17 protein-coding genes and 1 riboswitch are annotated in these 15,877 nt (G+C 47.8%); of the genes, 13 read left to right on the top strand and 4 right to left on the bottom strand.

What is annotated here, in order from left to right; translation table 11 throughout:
- The first annotated feature begins 6 nt into the window (after positions 1-6).
- From fabD to DEU29_RS01575, 10 genes are all read left to right on the top strand, one after another.
- Complete coding sequence (fabD, locus tag DEU29_RS01620; protein WP_133538483.1) at positions 7-927, top strand: ACP S-malonyltransferase; 921 nt, start codon at positions 7-9, stop codon at positions 925-927.
- A 14-nt stretch (positions 928-941) separates the two neighbouring features.
- Positions 942-1,679 (top strand): 3-oxoacyl-ACP reductase FabG, encoded by a 738-nt coding sequence (gene fabG, locus DEU29_RS01615; protein ID WP_133538482.1) that lies wholly within the window; start codon positions 942-944, stop codon positions 1,677-1,679.
- Positions 1,680-1,797: 118 nt separating this feature from the next.
- Positions 1,798-2,037, top strand: coding sequence for an acyl carrier protein (acpP, locus tag DEU29_RS01610; protein WP_133538481.1), 240 nt, complete (start codon positions 1,798-1,800; stop codon positions 2,035-2,037).
- Between the two features lie 85 nt (positions 2,038-2,122).
- Positions 2,123-2,899 carry an aminodeoxychorismate lyase gene (gene pabC, locus DEU29_RS01605; RefSeq protein WP_133538480.1) on the top strand — a complete coding sequence of 259 codons (777 nt, stop codon included), beginning with the start codon at positions 2,123-2,125 and terminating at the stop codon, positions 2,897-2,899.
- On the top strand, positions 2,893-3,915 hold the full coding sequence (mltG, locus tag DEU29_RS01600) for an endolytic transglycosylase MltG (RefSeq protein WP_133538479.1): 1,023 nt from the start codon (positions 2,893-2,895) through the stop codon (positions 3,913-3,915). Before pabC ends, mltG begins: the two co-directional genes overlap by 7 nt.
- Before the next feature lies 1 nt (position 3,916).
- Positions 3,917-4,537, top strand: coding sequence for a dTMP kinase (gene tmk, locus DEU29_RS01595; RefSeq protein ID WP_133538478.1), 621 nt, complete (start codon positions 3,917-3,919; stop codon positions 4,535-4,537).
- Positions 4,534-5,400: a DNA polymerase III subunit delta' gene (locus DEU29_RS01590; protein WP_133538477.1), complete on the top strand. Its 867-nt coding sequence runs from the start codon at positions 4,534-4,536 to the stop codon at positions 5,398-5,400. Before tmk ends, DEU29_RS01590 begins: the two co-directional genes overlap by 4 nt.
- Complete coding sequence (locus tag DEU29_RS01585) at positions 5,378-5,728, top strand: hypothetical protein (protein WP_133538476.1); 351 nt, start codon at positions 5,378-5,380, stop codon at positions 5,726-5,728. Before DEU29_RS01590 ends, DEU29_RS01585 begins: the two co-directional genes overlap by 23 nt.
- Positions 5,729-5,739: 11 nt before the next feature.
- Entirely contained in the window at positions 5,740-6,531 is a 792-nt protein-coding gene (locus tag DEU29_RS01580; protein WP_133538475.1) for a TatD family hydrolase, read from the top strand.
- Between the two features lie 270 nt (positions 6,532-6,801).
- A complete protein-coding gene (locus DEU29_RS01575; protein WP_133538474.1) occupies positions 6,802-8,283 on the top strand; it encodes a bifunctional 2-methylcitrate dehydratase/aconitate hydratase in 1,482 nt (493 codons plus the stop codon).
- Positions 8,284-8,335: 52 nt separating this feature from the next.
- Here the strand turns inward: DEU29_RS01575 and DEU29_RS01570 are convergent, their stop codons facing one another.
- Genes DEU29_RS01570 through sppA form a run of 3 tightly spaced genes read right to left on the bottom strand, consistent with a single transcriptional unit; the run spans position 8,336 to position 12,647 of the window.
- The gene (locus tag DEU29_RS01570; RefSeq protein WP_133538473.1) at positions 8,336-9,679 is read right to left on the bottom strand and encodes a sodium-dependent transporter; all 1,344 of its coding nucleotides are present in this window, start codon (positions 9,677-9,679) and stop codon (positions 8,336-8,338) included.
- A 49-nt stretch (positions 9,680-9,728) separates the two neighbouring features.
- Positions 9,729-10,748, bottom strand: coding sequence for an asparaginase (ansA, locus tag DEU29_RS01565; RefSeq protein ID WP_133538472.1), 1,020 nt, complete (start codon positions 10,746-10,748; stop codon positions 9,729-9,731).
- 36 nt (positions 10,749-10,784) lie between these two features.
- Positions 10,785-12,647, bottom strand: coding sequence for a signal peptide peptidase SppA (gene sppA, locus DEU29_RS01560; RefSeq protein ID WP_133538471.1), 1,863 nt, complete (start codon positions 12,645-12,647; stop codon positions 10,785-10,787).
- A gap of 113 nt (positions 12,648-12,760) precedes the next feature.
- Between sppA and DEU29_RS01555 the strand changes: the two genes are divergently transcribed.
- Positions 12,761-12,952 (top strand): hypothetical protein, encoded by a 192-nt coding sequence (locus DEU29_RS01555; protein WP_208107591.1) that lies wholly within the window; start codon positions 12,761-12,763, stop codon positions 12,950-12,952.
- Positions 12,953-13,040: 88 nt separating this feature from the next.
- Here DEU29_RS01555 and DEU29_RS01550 read toward each other — a convergent pair whose 3' ends face one another.
- Positions 13,041-13,343, bottom strand: coding sequence for a PadR family transcriptional regulator (locus DEU29_RS01550; RefSeq protein WP_133538470.1), 303 nt, complete (start codon positions 13,341-13,343; stop codon positions 13,041-13,043).
- A gap of 96 nt (positions 13,344-13,439) precedes the next feature.
- Here DEU29_RS01550 and DEU29_RS01545 point away from each other — a divergent pair, with 96 nt between their 5' ends.
- On the top strand, positions 13,440-13,916 hold the full coding sequence (locus DEU29_RS01545; protein ID WP_133538469.1) for a hypothetical protein: 477 nt from the start codon (positions 13,440-13,442) through the stop codon (positions 13,914-13,916).
- 17 nt (positions 13,917-13,933) lie between these two features.
- A complete protein-coding gene (locus DEU29_RS01540) occupies positions 13,934-15,100 on the top strand; it encodes an APC family permease (protein WP_133538468.1) in 1,167 nt (388 codons plus the stop codon).
- A 654-nt stretch (positions 15,101-15,754) separates the two neighbouring features.
- A riboswitch (Fluoride riboswitch) is annotated at positions 15,755-15,828 on the top strand.
- Positions 15,829-15,877 lie beyond the last annotated feature (49 nt).

Below are 15,877 nucleotides of genomic sequence, written 5' to 3'. Positions count from 1 at the left end.
GGCAATATGACAACAACAGCATTATTATTTCCGGGGCAAGGCTCACAGACCGTTGGTATGTTAGCCGATGTCGCCGCTCAGTACCCGCAGATTCAAGCCACTTTTGACGAGGCGAGTAAGGTGTTGGGGTATGATTTATGGGAATTAGTTCAGAATGGCCCCGAAGAGCAGCTCAATGATACCCGCAAAACACAGCCGGCACTATTAACGGCCAGTGTCGCGCTATTTCGTGTCGCAAAAGAAAACGGTTTAGGCGATGTAAACGCCATGGCGGGTCACAGTTTGGGCGAATACTCGGCATTAGTTTGTGCCGGCGTCATTAACTTTGCTGACGCCGTACGTTTGGTTGCCTTACGCGGCGAGGCCATGCAGGGAGCTGTAGCGCCCGGTGTTGGCGCAATGGCAGCGGTGATCGGCTTAGACGATGATCAAATTGCTGAAATTTGCCAACAACAGGCAGAAGACGAGGTGGTTACACCGGTCAATTATAATTCCCCCGGTCAGGTGGTGATTGCCGGCCATAAAGACGCCGTTGCCCGCGCCGCTGAAGCATTAAAGGCGGCCGGAGCCAAACGCGTGTTACCGTTACCGGTAAGCGTCCCGTCACATTGTGAACTCATGAAGCCGGCGGCCGAGCAATTGCGTGCTGCGTTAAAAAACGTCGATTTTAATACACCGACTGTGGCAGTTATTAATAATGTCGATGTCAGTGCCAACAGCGATGAAGAAGCGATTAAAGATGCGTTGGTAAGGCAGTTGTACTATCCGGTACGCTGGACCGAAACAATTGAAAAGCTAGCCACCATGGATATTGAAGCAGCCTACGAGATCGGACCGGGCAAGGTTCTGACCGGGCTTAATAAACGCATAACCAAAGCATTTGGCTGTACAGCACTTAACAGTCCGGATGCGTTTGAACAATTATAACGGGAGATAAATTTATGCAATCTCTAGCAGAACAGGTGGCGCTGGTCACCGGCGCAAGCCGCGGCATTGGTAAAGCCATTGCTGAGTCATTAGTTGCTCAGGGTGCTTTTGTTATTGGCACCGCAACTTCTGAACAAGGGGCTAGTGCGATTAGTGATTATTTAGGCGAAAAGGGTAAAGGTATTGCGCTCAACGTGACCGATGCTGAGCAGACAGCCGAAACCGTGAAGGGACTGGAAAAAGAGTTTGGCAAAATTGATATTCTGGTCAACAACGCTGGTATCACCCGTGATAATTTAATGATGCGAATGAAGGATGATGAGTGGGATTCAGTGATTAATACCAATTTGTCAGCTGTTTTCCGAGTTTGTAAAACCGTGATTCGCGGCATGATGAAACGTCGCAATGGGCGCATCATAAACATCAGCTCGGTGGTCGGAACCACGGGCAATCCGGGCCAGGTTAACTATTGTGCGGCAAAAGCCGGGTTGGTGGGTTTTAGTAAGTCCCTTGCAAAAGAAGTGGCGGCGCGCGGCATTACCGTCAACTGCGTTGCGCCGGGCTTTATTGATACCGATATGACGAAATCCTTGACTGATGATCAGAAACAAGCGATTTTTGCCAATATTCCAACAGAACGTCTGGGCAAACCCGAAGAAGTCGCAGCAGCAGTTGCCTTTTTGGCTTCGCCCGGGGCAGCTTATATTACCGGTGAAACAATTCATGTAAACGGCGGAATGGCAATGGTTTAACCCTCAAGGGGTACGACCTGTTTATTTTAAGCTAATTTTTACTTTATTATTGTGGCTGCATTCACTACACTACAGCCAAATTTGACACTCGTGACGACTATTGAAGGATTTTAATATCATGAGCACTATCGAAGAACGCGTAAAGAAAATCATCATCGAGCAGTTGGGCGTTAAAGAAGAAGAAGTTAAACCAGAAGCTTCTTTTGAAAACGACCTGGGCGCTGACTCACTGGATACTGTTGAACTAGTGATGGCACTGGAAGAAGAATTTGAAACAGAAATTCCAGATGAAGAAGCTGAGAAAATTAAAACTGTTCAAGCAGCTATTGATTACGTATCGGCTCACTCTGACGATTAATCGTCAACCGCTACGTTTTTTGGCGAAAGGCAGTCCTTAGGGCTGCCTTTTTTGTTTGTGGAGCGACATGCGCTGACGATAAATCATGATTTTTTGCAACGGAAAACAACATCACCAGCCGCTGGATCGTGGCTTACAGTTTGGCGATGGCCATTTTACAACTCTGCGTTTGCATAATGGTAAGCCTCTATGGTGGGATTACCATTGGCAGCGGTTAGTAATAGCTAGCCAACGCTTGGCACTGCCGGTGCCTGAGCGGCAACAAGTTGAGGCCTGGTTGGCAGACTTGACCGCAGGCCAGCCAGACGGCGTGGCAAAAATTATCGTTACCCGCGGATTTGGTGGTCGTGGATATATGCCTCCGGCGGCGGTAGAGTCAAATACCTATATGCAAGTTAGTCCGTTACCGCCGGTTGCAGCAACTATCAACACGGTTGCCGTGGCTGAGCTACAACTGGCACGTCAGCCGGTATTAGCCGGCTTAAAAACACTGAACCGGTTGGAGCAGGTGTTGCTTGCCCGGGAACGTGAAGAGAAGGGCGTTGATGACCTTTTGGTACTCGATCATCACAATGCGTTGACCGAGTGCTGCCAGGGTAATATCTTTTGGCGCAGTAGTGACCAGTGGTTTACGCCGTCATTACAACAGGCCGGGGTAGCAGGCGTTGCGCGACAAGTCATAATCGACCAGCAATGGCTGGGAAGGGTAAACCAGGGCGTGTTTACACTTGAGGATTTATACCAGGCAGATCAAGCATTTGTTTGCAATAGTGTGCGTGGAGCCGTGCCAATTAAACAATTAAATGGTAAAGTTTTGAGTACTGATTTACCTGAGCTGTTAAAGCAATTGACTGCATGCTAAAAAAACTCATCATTAGTGTCGTTGTGTTAGTCATTACCGTGGCTATTGCCGGGCTGGCAGTGCGCAGTATGGCTCTTGCATACCTTGAAAAGCCCTTAGCCAACTCGACACACGAACAAATGTTACTGCAAGTAAAGCGAGGCGATACAGCCCGCTCGATTAGTGCCAGAGTTAATCAGCATTTTGCTCGCACCAGTAACACCCTCGATTATCGTTTAGCACAATTTTTTATTGGCGTTGATCGCATACAAGCAGGGCTTTATGAAATATCTCCTGCTGACTCCTGGCAGCAATTCTGGCAAAAACTAGCGCGTGGCGACGAAAAGCAGTTTAAGGTGACATTAATCGAAGGACTGCGTTTTAGTGAGTGGCTGCAGCAGCTTAAACAGCAGCCTTATTTGAGTGCTGAACTAACAACTGACAGTTTGTCTGAACAACTACCTTTTTTGCAGGACTACCCCAGCCCGGAGGGTTTGTTTTTACCCGAAACATACAGCTACCGCGCGCACACCAGTGATCTTGAGTTACTAACCCAGGCGCACGAAGCACTTGAAAGAGAACTTGACGATGCGTGGCGCGCTCGTAACCGCGAGTGTCCGGTATCAACCCCTTATGAGTTGCTGATACTGGCTTCTATCATCGAAAAAGAAACAGGTATCGACGGTGAGCGGGAAACCGTAGCCAGTGTATTTTGTAACAGGCTCAATAACGGCATGCGGCTGCAGTCAGACCCGACAACGATCTATGGAATTGATGATTTTGATGGCAATTTAACGCGTCAGCACCTGCGTACGAAAACGCCTTATAACACATATCGCATCGACGGTTTACCGCCAACACCCATTGCCATGGTATCGGCCGAATCATTAGCTGCGGCGGCTCAGCCGGCACAAACGGACTACTTTTATTTTGTTGCGGACAATAGCGGCGGTCATGTTTTCTCTAAAACGCTTGAGGAGCATAACCGAGCGGTTTATAAGTATCAGATCAAGCCGCATCAGCAGGACAAGGAATAATATGAACGGCAAGTTTATTGTTATAGAGGGCCTTGAAGGAGCCGGTAAAAGTACGGCTATTGCAAGTATCGTGAGCCATCTGCAGGCCAAGGGCATAAGGGCAGAAACTGTTCGAGAACCCGGTGGCACACCGATGGCTGAAGCGTTGAGAGACTTAGTAAAGAAGCAGTGGCAGGAACAAGTGAGTGCAATGACAGAGTTATTGCTCATGTATGCCAGCCGCGTTCAGCTTGTCGATAACGTGATTAAACCGGCACTGGATAAAGGTCGCTGGGTCATCGGCGACCGCCATGACTTGTCGTCACAGGCCTATCAGGGTGGCGGCCGACAATTGGGTAGTGAAAAACTACAGCAACTAAAGCAGCTTACGCTGGGTGAGTTTAAGCCGGATCTTACTCTGTATCTGGATATCGATGCTGAGGCCGGCCTGGAGCGCGCAAAGGGGCGGGGCGAACTGGATCGTATCGAACAAGAAGATCTAGCGTTTTTTGAACGCACCCGGGCGCGTTACCAGCAACTGGTGGCTGCAGACCCTTCAATAGTCGCTATCGATGCCTCGCAACCCATGCAACAGGTGCACAAAGATATACTCCGCGCTATCGAAGAGAAATTATTTGTATGAGTTATCCCTGGTTACGTGAGCCTTGGCTTCGTCTTATCGACAGTGCTAAACAGCAACGTTTAGCACACGCATATTATTTGCGGCATGCGCCGGAACAGGGTAGTGACCAGTTCTTGCAGACATTGGCCAATTTTTTGTTGTGCCAGCAGCCCGATAAAAGCGCCTGCGGGCAGTGTAAATCATGCAAGCTATACCAGGCCGGCAGTCATCCTGATTTTTGGCATATCGACGCGCGGGAAGAAACCAGTATTGGCATCGACGAAGTGCGTAAACTGCAAAATAAACTGCTACAGACTGCAAACCAGGGCGGTGCCAGAGTTGCCATAATAACACCCGCAGATAAACTGACTGAGCAGGCCAGTAACGCCATACTAAAGGTGTTGGAAGAGCCACCCGCTAATATGTTTTGGCTAATTTCGGTACAGCAGCCCGAACAGCTGCTACCAACGTTACGAAGCCGCATGCAATGGATTAATTTGCAATTACCTGCGCTAGCCGGCAACGACGATCACGAGTCAGCCAACAGTTTATTAAGCACCTTGTTTGCCGGGGCCCTGCCGCCGGTTATCAAAGACAAGAGCAAAGCTACTGAATGGCTTGACATAACAGAACGCTTGTTACTTGATCTGTCAGCGGCGACACAAAGCATCGCCAGTGCGCGCTTTAATTACACCGAGTTACAACCGCGCTATAGGGATCTGACAAACCAGCATAACCTGCATACAGAGCGACTGCTTAAAGCTGTCGATGAATGCCGACAATTGCGTCAGCGCTATCGTCAGTCAAAAGGATTAAATTTACCGCTATTGTTAAGTCTTTGTTGGCAACAATGGACTTATCATGGCTTCAATACCACAACTTAGCCATCGTTTTAATGATGCTCTGGAGCTTGCTCAAAGCACCTTAGCCCGGTTCGAACAACTATTAATTTTTGTCCCCCTGCCGGCAACCGTCGATATACCGCCGCTGCATAGTACAATCCATATCGATATTAATTTGCCGGATAGTGGCGAATATAATCCGAATATCACTGCTAGTGTTACGTGCATGTTGCGCCAACCGGGCGGCAGCTGTTGGATTGGGCTGGCTATTGTCGACGATCAGGATACCGACATTGAGCAACGAATACGGCGCCTGACACACACGTTAAGCCATGAATATGGTAGACTGATCGCAAAAATATATGCTTAGCAGGAGTTTTAATGTACGTCGATTCGCATTGTCATTTAGATAAAATAGATCCGCAAAAAATTGGCCTGGAACTACCTCAGATTATCGAAAATGCGCGTAATAATGACGTGCAGCACATGCTGTGTGTCTGTGTAACCTTAGAAGACTACGCTGCCATGCAGGCCGCCGTAGCGGAATATGCTGATGTCTCGGTTTCGTGCGGCGTACATCCGTTGTACGTCCAAGACAGTCAGACCCCCGTTGATGAAGTCGCATCGTCCTTGCGGCAGCTGGCTAGCGATAGTCGAGTCGTCGCTATCGGTGAAACTGGCCTCGACTATTTCTATCATCCCGAAAGCAAACAGCTGCAGCAACAGAACTTCGCCGCCCATATTGAGGTAGCACAAGAGCTGGACAAACCGCTGATCATTCATACCCGCGATGCACGTGAAGATACTATTAGCTTACTAAAAGAGGGCGGCGCTGAGAAATCGGGCGGGGTACTGCACTGCTTTACAGAGTCTTTGGAGATGGCAAAGCAAGCTATCGATGAACTGGATTTCTATATCTCGATATCGGGTATCGCGTCGTTTGCTAACGCTAAATCGTTACGCGAGGTAGTCAAGGCGTTGCCGTTGGAACGGTTACTTATCGAAACGGACAGCCCATGGCTCGCGCCAGTGCCGCATCGGGGCAAACAAAACCAACCTGCCTATGTGGTAGACGTTGCAAAATGCGTCGCTGATGTTAAAGGACTGACGCTTAATGAGGTTGCAGAAACCACAACGTCCAACTTTTATAAGCTGTTTAAAGACGTTGCGTAAGCTGTGGATAAGCTGGGCATAGGGGTAATAAAGCGTTTATAATTTATTAACTTAAAAATTTTAAAAAAAATTATGTATTTCTCTAAAATTTGGCTAGACTAAAAATTAACCGCTTTTTTTAGAGTTAGCGCACGGCTCATCCCATGAGCCATTCCCCTATACCCGGAACAATCTGGATTGGTTCCGGGTTTTTTTTATCTGTCGATCGCTTCCTGTCGATTCTGCGTAGCTATACTAACAACAGTTATTCCAATCGTTCGAGAGGATACTATGACTATTGCAGAGCGGACAGACCGTCCTGATTATGATGCAGAGATACAGCGTATAGCCGATTACGTGATTAACTATCAGGTCACCTCGGAACAAGCGTGGGAAACCGCGCGACATTGCCTGGCTGACACCATCGGCTGCGGCATTCTGGCATTACGTTTTCCGGAATGTACCAAACATTTAGGGCCGCTTGTTGCCAATACGCAGGTGCCGAACGGAGCGCGTGTGCCCGGCACGTCGTATTGCCTGGATCCGGTTAAAGCGGCATGGGATATCGGTTGTATTGTACGTTGGCTTGATTTTAACGACACCTGGCTGGCAGCCGAGTGGGGTCACCCATCGGACAACTTAGGTGCGATTCTGGCGCTAGCTGATTTCATCTCGCAACAGCGCGTCGCAAGAGGGGATAAACCGCTTACCATTAAGGATGTACTGGAAGGGATGATTAAGGCTCATGAGATACAGGGAAACCTGGCCCTAGAGAATAGCTTTAATCGAGTCGGCCTGGATCACGTTGTGCTGGTTAAAGTAGCCTCTACCGCCGTCGCTACCTGGCTGTGGGGAGGTAACCGTGAGCAGGTGATGGCAGCTGTTTCGCAAGCCTGGGTTGATGGACAGTCACTACGGACCTATCGGCATGCGCCAAATGCGGGCTCACGCAAATCATGGGCCGCTGGTGATGCAACCTCTCGTGCAGTGCGCCTGGCGGATATTAGCCTGCGCGGAGAAATGGGCATCCCCGGTGCACTGAGCGCACCGCAATGGGGCTTTTATGATGTGCTGTTCAGTAAAACAAATAAAGATCAGCAAATTAAGCCAGAATCCGAACAAAAATTTTCATTTCAACGAGAGTACGGCAGCTACGTGATGGAAAACATTTTGTTTAAGCTGTCATTTCCTGCTGAGTTTCATGCCCAAACGGCGTGCGAAGCTGCGGTTACATTACACCCGCAGGTTAAGGATAAACTAGACCAGATTGAACGTATCGAAATAACAACCCACGAGTCCGCCATTCGTATTATCTCTAAGCAGGGAGAGCTGGCTAACCCCGCTGATCGCGATCACTGTTTACAGTATATGACGGCAGTACCGTTGATCTTCGGTGAGCTGACCGCTGATCACTATGAAGATGAGTTCCACCAGGCTAATCCGTTAATCGATACATTGCGTGAAAAAATGGTTGTCAGTGAAGACAAACGTTACAGCGAGGAGTACCACCAACCGGACAAACGCTCTATCGCTAATGCGGTACAAGTGTTTTTTAATGATGGCAGCGCAACCGATAAGGTTGAGGTTGAATATCCAATCGGGCATCGCCGTCGCCGTGAAGAGGGCTTCAAGGTGCTGGAGCAGAAGTTTGAAAACAATCTTCGTACGCGTTTTGCGCGTCAGCGGGTGGAGCAGATTATGCGTTTGTATCGCGACCCTCAGCAACTGGTTAACACGCCGGTTAACCAGTTTATGGACTTATTGGTCACCTGAGTAACGTAACCACACTTGATTTGGCGTGGTACCTATCAGCTTAACTGCTGAGTTAACCGCGCCAGATCACCAGCAGTATTAACACCGGGCAAATAAACTTGACGTACCATGGCCAGATTTTCCAGAACAGGCTCTGACTAATTTGCGGTGAACCTTGTTGCAGTGCTTTAAGCAAACGATGCTGGCGTAGCACCCAGGTCAACATAACACCAAAGATGAGCGCCATTATCGGCTGCATATAGACCGTACTTAGGGTAATCACAAAGCTGAATAAGGTCTCAAAGTGGTAAATGATAATGGTTGAAAGTATAGTCACTACAAATGCTACCAACCACACGCCGCTATGGCGGTTGCAGGCCGTTTCTTCACGTAACGCATTAACCGGTGCTTCCAGCATGGAGATGGACGAGGTAATAGCGGCAATGACCATCAGCAGGAAAAAGCCGATAGCCACGAACGGGCCGACACTGCCCAGCGTATCAAACATCGCCGGTAGAACCGTGAACACCAGGGTATCAGCAGATAGTAGCGAGCCGTCATCAGCATATATAGCCACGCCATTGTTCTGAGCTACGAACATAGCCGGCAGAATTAAAAGGCCTGCTAAGAAAGCGACAGAAGTGTCTATGCCCGCCACCCAGGCTGCAGTTTTTGGAATATTTTCTTTCTCAGACAGGTACGCGCCATAAGTCATCATTACGCAGACACCGAGTGACAATGAGAAAAACGCCTGGCCCATGGCTCGCACAATCAAGTTGGGATCGGAAATCGCTGAAAAGTCCGGCACTAAATACATTTTTAATCCGTCAATCGCACCATCCAGCGTCAGGATGTAAGCAGCCATGGCAATCAGCAAAACAAATAACAATGGCATTAACCGCCGTGACCACCGTTCGATACCATCGTTGACGCCGGAGCGCACGACGTAGATGGTTAACAGCATAAAGAACAACATCGTAATCAGGTTGCGCTCTAACGAAAACGTCAATAGCCATTCTGCGGTACTTGCCAGCCCCAAAAGCTCCATTAAAGGCGCCAGCATGTAGGCAATTAACCAGCCCGATACGATCGCATAAAAGCTAAGAATGAGACTTAACACGACCAGTCCGACAATACCGCTTAACAGACCAAAGCCACGCCAAAAAGGGCGCTCTGACATATTTCGCAACGCTTCGATGGGGTTCTGCCGACGAATACGACCAATAGTTATCTCTGCTACCAACATGGGATAGGCCAGCAGCGCTATCATAATAAGATAAACAAGCAGAAAAGCACCGCCGCCGTTACTGGCAGCTTGTGTTGGAAAACCCCAAATATTGCCAACTCCGACGGCGGAACCGGCAGCGGCTAAAATAAACCCTAAGCGTGAAGCAAAAGCGGGTGAACGTGTTGTCATAAGGTTGTCATTATCTTTATTATTATAAATTATCGATTGTCTAACGATTTTACGCGGTGGTCAGTTCGCCGCGCAAGTTATCGGTTAAACGTTCCGCAATAACTTCGTTGGACAGATCTTGCGAAAGTAAATAGTGTAATTTGGTTAATGCCGCTTCAATCGTCATGTCTGAGCCTGAAACAACGCCGATTTCGGCCAACGCATTACCGGTAGCATAGCCACCCATGTTAACGCGGCCGCGGAAACATTGGGTACAATTTACAATCGTAATACCTTGTTCGATACCGCGTTTAAAGCTCGCCAGCAAGGCAGGATCCTGAGGTGCATTGCCGACCCCGTAACTTTGGATAATCATTGCTTTAACGGGTTGTTGTAACAGATTATCAATCAATTGGGCCGAAATACCGGGGTAAAGCATTACTACGCCAATCGGCTGCGGTGTCATTTCGACCACGTGTAACTCGTTGTCTTTTACTTCACGCAGTTTACCTGCATTCAGGCTAATCTGAATACCAGCCTCGAGTAAAGACGGGTAGTTAGGCGAGGCAAACGCATTAAAACCATTAGCGTCGGCTTTGGTTGAGCGATTGCCACGAAACAGCGTGTTGTTAAAAAACAGGCCAACTTCATGAATAGGGTAGTTTGCGGCAATATACAGAGCATTGAGTAGGTTTGTCTGACCATCGCTGCGCAGCGCTGACAAAGGAATTTGCGAACCGGTTACGATGACAGGTTTAGCCAAGTTTTGCAGCATAAAAGACAATGCCGATGCGGTATAGGCCATGGTATCGGTGCCGTGCAAAATAACGAAACCATCATAGTCGTTATAGTTGGCTTCGATATCACGGGCTATGGTCACCCAGTCCGATGGGGTCATATCCGACGAGTCCATCAACGGCTGATATTCATGAATCTGAAATTCGGGCATTTCTTCGCGATAGAATTCAGGCATGCGCTCGACGCATTGGCTCAGGTGTCCCGCGACCGGAACATACCCCTGAGCTGATTTTTGCATACCAATAGTACCGCCAGTGTAGGCGACGTAGATTCTTTTACGCTTTACGGCCATCAAATATCCAAAATTGAGTAGGTGATGGCCGTTATTTTATCGCGGTTGAACGCAGAGTGCACAGTAGGAATAGATATTTTTAGGATCGTTAAAGTTCTGCAATGCTTTACTTTGCTGCAATACCGTATTAACCGTACCCATTAGCCAGTGCTGTGGCTCTGGTGAAGAACTGCTTAACAGCGCACCAACGGTAGCATCGCCCATGAGTTCAGCAAAGAACTGCTGTTGCGGACTCAGCGATTGTTTTACCGTATTCACTTCGTAACTTTCTAAACCGGCAGCTTCTGCGGCGGCTGTCACGGCATCGTCGAAATTGCCCAAAAAGTCGACTAAGCCACGCTGCTGTGCCTGAGTTCCGGTCCAGATACGACCTTGTGCGACAGCATCGACTTGATCCTTGGTCATGTCACGCGCATTGGCAACAACCTCAAGGAAATAATCATAGAATTGCTCGGTGGAGCGCTGAAGTAAATCTTTTTGCGCGTCAGTAATGCCTTCCAGCGCATTAATTGACGGCAGCTCCGTGGTACTAAACGAATCACTATAGATACCGAGTGCTTCTGCGCTATCCTCAGCTGTCACCATTAGACCAAATACGCCGATAGAGCCGGTAATGGTGCTGGGCGCGGCCCAAATTTGATCCGCGTCCGCGGCTATCCAGTAACCACCAGAAGCAGCAACACTGCTCATAGAGGCGATGACCGGAAGGCCTTGAGCTTTAGCCTGTAACACTTCCTGGCGGATAATTTCTGAAGCAAAGCCGCTACCACCGGGGCTATCGATACGCAACACGATAGCTTTGGTGTTCTCGTCTTCGCGCGCTTTGCGAATGAGTTCAGCGGTACTGTCACCACCAATCATTCCCGCTTGGCGGCTACCATTGACGATTTGCCCACGTGCCACGACAACCGCTACCTGCGGTTTATCCTTACCCGGCATTGAAGCAGACTGTTCACCATTACCTTCGCGAACATAGTTAGCAAAAGCGACATGGCGATAGGTGTCTTTGTCTACGTCAAGCCCTGCTAAATTGATCAGCTCGTTACGCACCTCGGCGCGAGTTTTTAATGCATCAACGAAATTGACATCCAATGCCATTCTAGCCATATTGGCATCGGCAGCTTCAAATGCAGCCATGTAAGGGTCGAGTTTACCGTCAATAACGGCATTATCGATATCGCGCTGGTTGACCACCGTTTGTTTAAATTGCTGCCACAATTCATCGTATAAAAATGCATTCGCTTCGCGTGCTTCGTCAGACATACTATTACGAATAAATGGCTCAACGGCAGATTTATAAGAGCCGACTTTAAATACATGTGGCTTTAGTTTGAGCTTAGTCAGCATGTCATTAAAGTAGATGCCACCATATTCAAAGCCGTCAAACGCGACTGAACCCAGTGGATTCAGGTAAACCGTATCCGCGTGTGATGCCAGGAAATATTGATATTGCGCATAGTAATCGGCAGCAGCGATGACTGGTTTATTAGTAGTTTTAAACTCTTCCAGCGCTGTAGCAACCCGTTGTAATTTATTGATACCGCTGGGGAACAGACCCGAAACATCAAGAAAAACAGCACCAATACGCTCGTCAGTCTTGGCTTTTTCAAGCGCATCAACGACATCACTCAGGAGCACTTCAGGAACAGGATCCTCTGCGCCAAAAGCTTTATTGAAAAACTGATCAACAGGGTCGATATAGGTTTTTTCTTCAACCAGAATACCCTGCGGGTTAAGTACCAAAATGCCGTTATCCGGTACCTCTACAGGATCTTCCTCTTGCATAAGTACGGCGATAAAACCGATTAACAACGCAAAAAAGACAATATTGAGTAAAATAACCCGAATAGCGTTGATAAAACGCCACAAATACCGGAACATTGAGCCTAGAAACCGCATAACATCTCGCTTTTTACTATTTATTATGTTTTAGCTTATACAATCCATCTTATCAGTACCATCGTAATAATGTAACGAAGCGTGACAAATGTATAAGAATTTTAAGGACTGACATGGACGCATTAGAATTACTGACAACGCGCTCTTCGATGCCGCGTTTAATTGAGCCTGCGCCAACGCCGCAACAGCTGCAAATGATCCGAAAAGCAGCCATTCGGGTGCCTGATCACATGAACTTGTCGCCGTTTCGGTTCGTCGAGTTCCTTGGCCGCGACCGCCAGCTATTGGCTGATATTGAGGGTTAGCCGGGATCTGTACAGGATTCGCCAGAATACAGTTATATCATTGAAATATATAACTTTAATCAAGGGCGGTAATCTCTTGTCGATTTATTTAGGGCGCTAACAGCTCGCCAAACAACTCACGTGCCTTCTCTTTAGCTAAGCTAAGTGCTCGTCGTCCATCTGCAGTACTGCGATAGTATTTGCGTATTTTTCCATTGACCTCACGCTTTTCGCTCACTAGGTATCCATTCACTTCCATCTTATGGAGTATTGGATAGATAGTTCCTGGACTGAGTTTATATCCGTGATTACCGAGCTCTTCAATCATCCCTGTGCCGAATATGTCCTCATGGGCGGCATGATGCAATATATGTAACTTAATAAAACCAGAAAACAAATCTCTATCTTGCATTATATCCTCGGCAATACTATTGTTATCGAAAATCGATATCGAAAATCGATATTAAATTATTAAAAACGCCAAACCTTTATTATTCAAGGAGAGAGCATGAGAAATTTATCACGCCCTTTGCTTGTGGCTTATGCACTAATGTTTAGTACGGTGAGTTTAGCACAAGCAGAAAACCCGAAAGGCTGGATTTTAAATGCGGAGTCTAATGAAGAACGTTTTCAACTTATTCAAGGTTATTTACGTGGCTTTGACCAACCCATGTGGGAAGTTGGAGAGCGGTACGAAAAGGTTTATGAAGCTTTGACGCGAGAGAATTATAAACTTGCCGGTTATCACTGGCGAAAAATAAAGACCACCATCCAAAATGGATACTTAAAGCGCCCTAAACGTCAGCCTAATGCGGATAGCATTTTCTTCAATGGTACTTGGAAAAGCGTAAAAGAAGCGTTTGACAGCGCTGATAAAAAGAAGGCATGGAAAGCCTTCGAAGAAGGAAAAGGTGCATGCATGGCCTGCCATCGAGCCGAAGGCGTCGGCTATATGAACGATCAATCGTTATTTGAACTTAAGTAAAACGAGGAGTTACTGACGTGTCGAACAAGTTAGTTAGGGAAACAGGTTTATCTGGCGCACTTGTCATCGGGCTGGGTTCAATCATTGGTACAGGTGCCTATGTAAGCGTGGGACTGAGTGCTGAAATTGCTGGCTCAGGTATAGTGTTCGCAATCTTAATAGCCGCGGCGACGGCATTAATGAACGGTCTATCATCGGCACAGCTTGCCGCTGCTCACCCCGTCAGCGGTGGAACGTACGAATACGGCTACCAGTTCTTGAATCCGTTAAGTGGCCGTATTGCCGGCATACTTTTTGTCGTAGCTAAAAGCGCATCTGCAGCGACCGCAGCGCTCGCGGTTGCCTGGTATATCAGTCTAAGTATCAGCGTGCCCTTCTGGGTCGTTAACTTTATCGCTGTCGGTCTTTTGCTCATGTTCACGGTCCTTGTGTTAGCTGGTGTACGTCGGACGAACTGGCTCAATTCATTATTGGTCTTAGTAAGCTTGCTGGGTTTAGTAACATTTATTGCTGCGGGCTTTAGCGAGCGTGACGCACAAGAAATAGTCGTGAGCGTATCGTCACCACTATCACTATTTCATGCGGCTGCTTTGATGTTTGTTGCTTTCACAGGGTACGGGCGAATTGCGACCATGGGTGAGGAAATCAGAGCGCCTCGTCAAAATATCCCCAAGGCCGTGATTATTACGCTTGCCTTTATTAGTGCGATTTATATTTCGGTTGGCCTGACGATCTTGCATTTGGGTGGGATCTCATCTTTTGAACAAAGTAACTTCAATATCGCGCACCTAATCGCTGACTCAAATTGGCGCTGGGTCGTGATTATTGGAGGCGTGGTCGCAATGAGCAGCGTTGTTTTAAATCTAATACTAGGCGTATCAAGGGTTATTCTTGCCATGGCTCGTCGAGGCGACTTACCTAATCGGATAGCGGTGTTGAGTAGTGACCGTAAGTCTGCACCAACTGCTACATGGATAACGTTCGTTGTAATGTCATTGATCGCGACGCTTGGCGGTGTTAAAACCGCTTGGACATTGAGTGCGTTCACGGTATTGATATATTACGGAATAACCAATATCGCGGCATTGAAAGTCCCTCCAGCACAGCGGTTCATACCTAAATGGGTCTCTATTCTTGGGCTCTTGAGTTGCTTCGGACTCGTGCTTTTAGCCGCAATCGCTTGACTGGAAATCTTATAGCCGACCGACGGGCTCTTTGCGATCGGCACTTGCAAAGTTAATATCGTCACTTCCTGAGCCCTCCCTGCGTTTAGATAAAGCAGTGATGTGGAAATCGGGTCTCAACGTTTGCCGATCTATATCGAGTATATAGTCACTAAAACGATTAATGTGTGCAGTCCGGTAAGGCGATAGCCTGGAGACAATGTCGGCAGTAATTTCGGTACGGTCTTCTGACCGCTGGGCGTCCACTGTCCGTTTGATATACTTGCAGCGCTTATCACAATCTTCAATGGCGACGTTGATAACTGGGCTGTTGGCTATATGCACGATAAATAATGGAGAATTTAGCCGGGTCACACAATGACATGTATACTGTTGGTAACAGATCAGATTGTAACGTTTTTCATGCTTTCTAAATATACTTGTTTGGCATTATTTTTTGGTGGATTTATTGCCATCTCGGCGATTTCCGCGATGAATTCTTTACATGGTTGGCCGAGTGAAGTTACTGGAGTTTGAAGTCCAACCTAACGAAAACGTACGCTAAGGACGACACCACGGCATTGTAGAAATGGCACTGATAATGTGCTCGATGCATGTTGTCTTGGTGGCAATAGTCAACGGCATTGTCCGGGTTGCCAACGTTCGGTATGATAGCTGTGACTAGGAGATGACATACCTCCTTTAACCGCCACTGCATATTCGCAGTAGCTGATGATGCCTACGCGGGTAACCCAGTTCGAGCGCGTAGGTTATTGCCCTTTCGCCAGTCCGGGTATT

The organism is Idiomarina aquatica (assembly GCF_004362895.1).
In the GTDB taxonomy this organism is placed as follows: domain Bacteria; phylum Pseudomonadota; class Gammaproteobacteria; order Enterobacterales; family Alteromonadaceae; genus Idiomarina.
Note: the sequence above shows the minus strand (reverse complement) of the source record. Positions and strands in the feature narration are given on the sequence as shown.

What these genes read in the sequence shown, in the direction of transcription:
- fabD (WP_133538483.1), top strand. Translation starts at nt 7, where the DNA reads ATGACAACAACAGCATTATTATTTCCGGGGCAAGGCTCACAGACCGTT.
- fabG (WP_133538482.1), top strand. Translation starts at nt 942, where the DNA reads ATGCAATCTCTAGCAGAACAGGTGGCGCTGGTCACCGGCGCAAGCCGC.
- acpP (WP_133538481.1), top strand. Translation starts at nt 1,798, where the DNA reads ATGAGCACTATCGAAGAACGCGTAAAGAAAATCATCATCGAGCAGTTG.
- pabC (WP_133538480.1), top strand. Translation starts at nt 2,123, where the DNA reads ATGATTTTTTGCAACGGAAAACAACATCACCAGCCGCTGGATCGTGGC.
- mltG (WP_133538479.1), top strand. Translation starts at nt 2,893, where the DNA reads ATGCTAAAAAAACTCATCATTAGTGTCGTTGTGTTAGTCATTACCGTG.
- tmk (WP_133538478.1), top strand. Translation starts at nt 3,917, where the DNA reads ATGAACGGCAAGTTTATTGTTATAGAGGGCCTTGAAGGAGCCGGTAAA.
- DEU29_RS01590 (WP_133538477.1), top strand. Translation starts at nt 4,534, where the DNA reads ATGAGTTATCCCTGGTTACGTGAGCCTTGGCTTCGTCTTATCGACAGT.
- DEU29_RS01585 (WP_133538476.1), top strand. Translation starts at nt 5,378, where the DNA reads ATGGCTTCAATACCACAACTTAGCCATCGTTTTAATGATGCTCTGGAG.
- DEU29_RS01580 (WP_133538475.1), top strand. Translation starts at nt 5,740, where the DNA reads ATGTACGTCGATTCGCATTGTCATTTAGATAAAATAGATCCGCAAAAA.
- DEU29_RS01575 (WP_133538474.1), top strand. Translation starts at nt 6,802, where the DNA reads ATGACTATTGCAGAGCGGACAGACCGTCCTGATTATGATGCAGAGATA.
- DEU29_RS01570 (WP_133538473.1), bottom strand. Translation starts at nt 9,679, where the DNA reads ATGACAACACGTTCACCCGCTTTTGCTTCACGCTTAGGGTTTATTTTA.
- ansA (WP_133538472.1), bottom strand. Translation starts at nt 10,748, where the DNA reads ATGGCCGTAAAGCGTAAAAGAATCTACGTCGCCTACACTGGCGGTACT.
- sppA (WP_133538471.1), bottom strand. Translation starts at nt 12,647, where the DNA reads ATGCGGTTTCTAGGCTCAATGTTCCGGTATTTGTGGCGTTTTATCAAC.
- DEU29_RS01555 (WP_208107591.1), top strand. Translation starts at nt 12,761, where the DNA reads ATGGACGCATTAGAATTACTGACAACGCGCTCTTCGATGCCGCGTTTA.
- DEU29_RS01550 (WP_133538470.1), bottom strand. Translation starts at nt 13,343, where the DNA reads ATGCAAGATAGAGATTTGTTTTCTGGTTTTATTAAGTTACATATATTG.
- DEU29_RS01545 (WP_133538469.1), top strand. Translation starts at nt 13,440, where the DNA reads ATGAGAAATTTATCACGCCCTTTGCTTGTGGCTTATGCACTAATGTTT.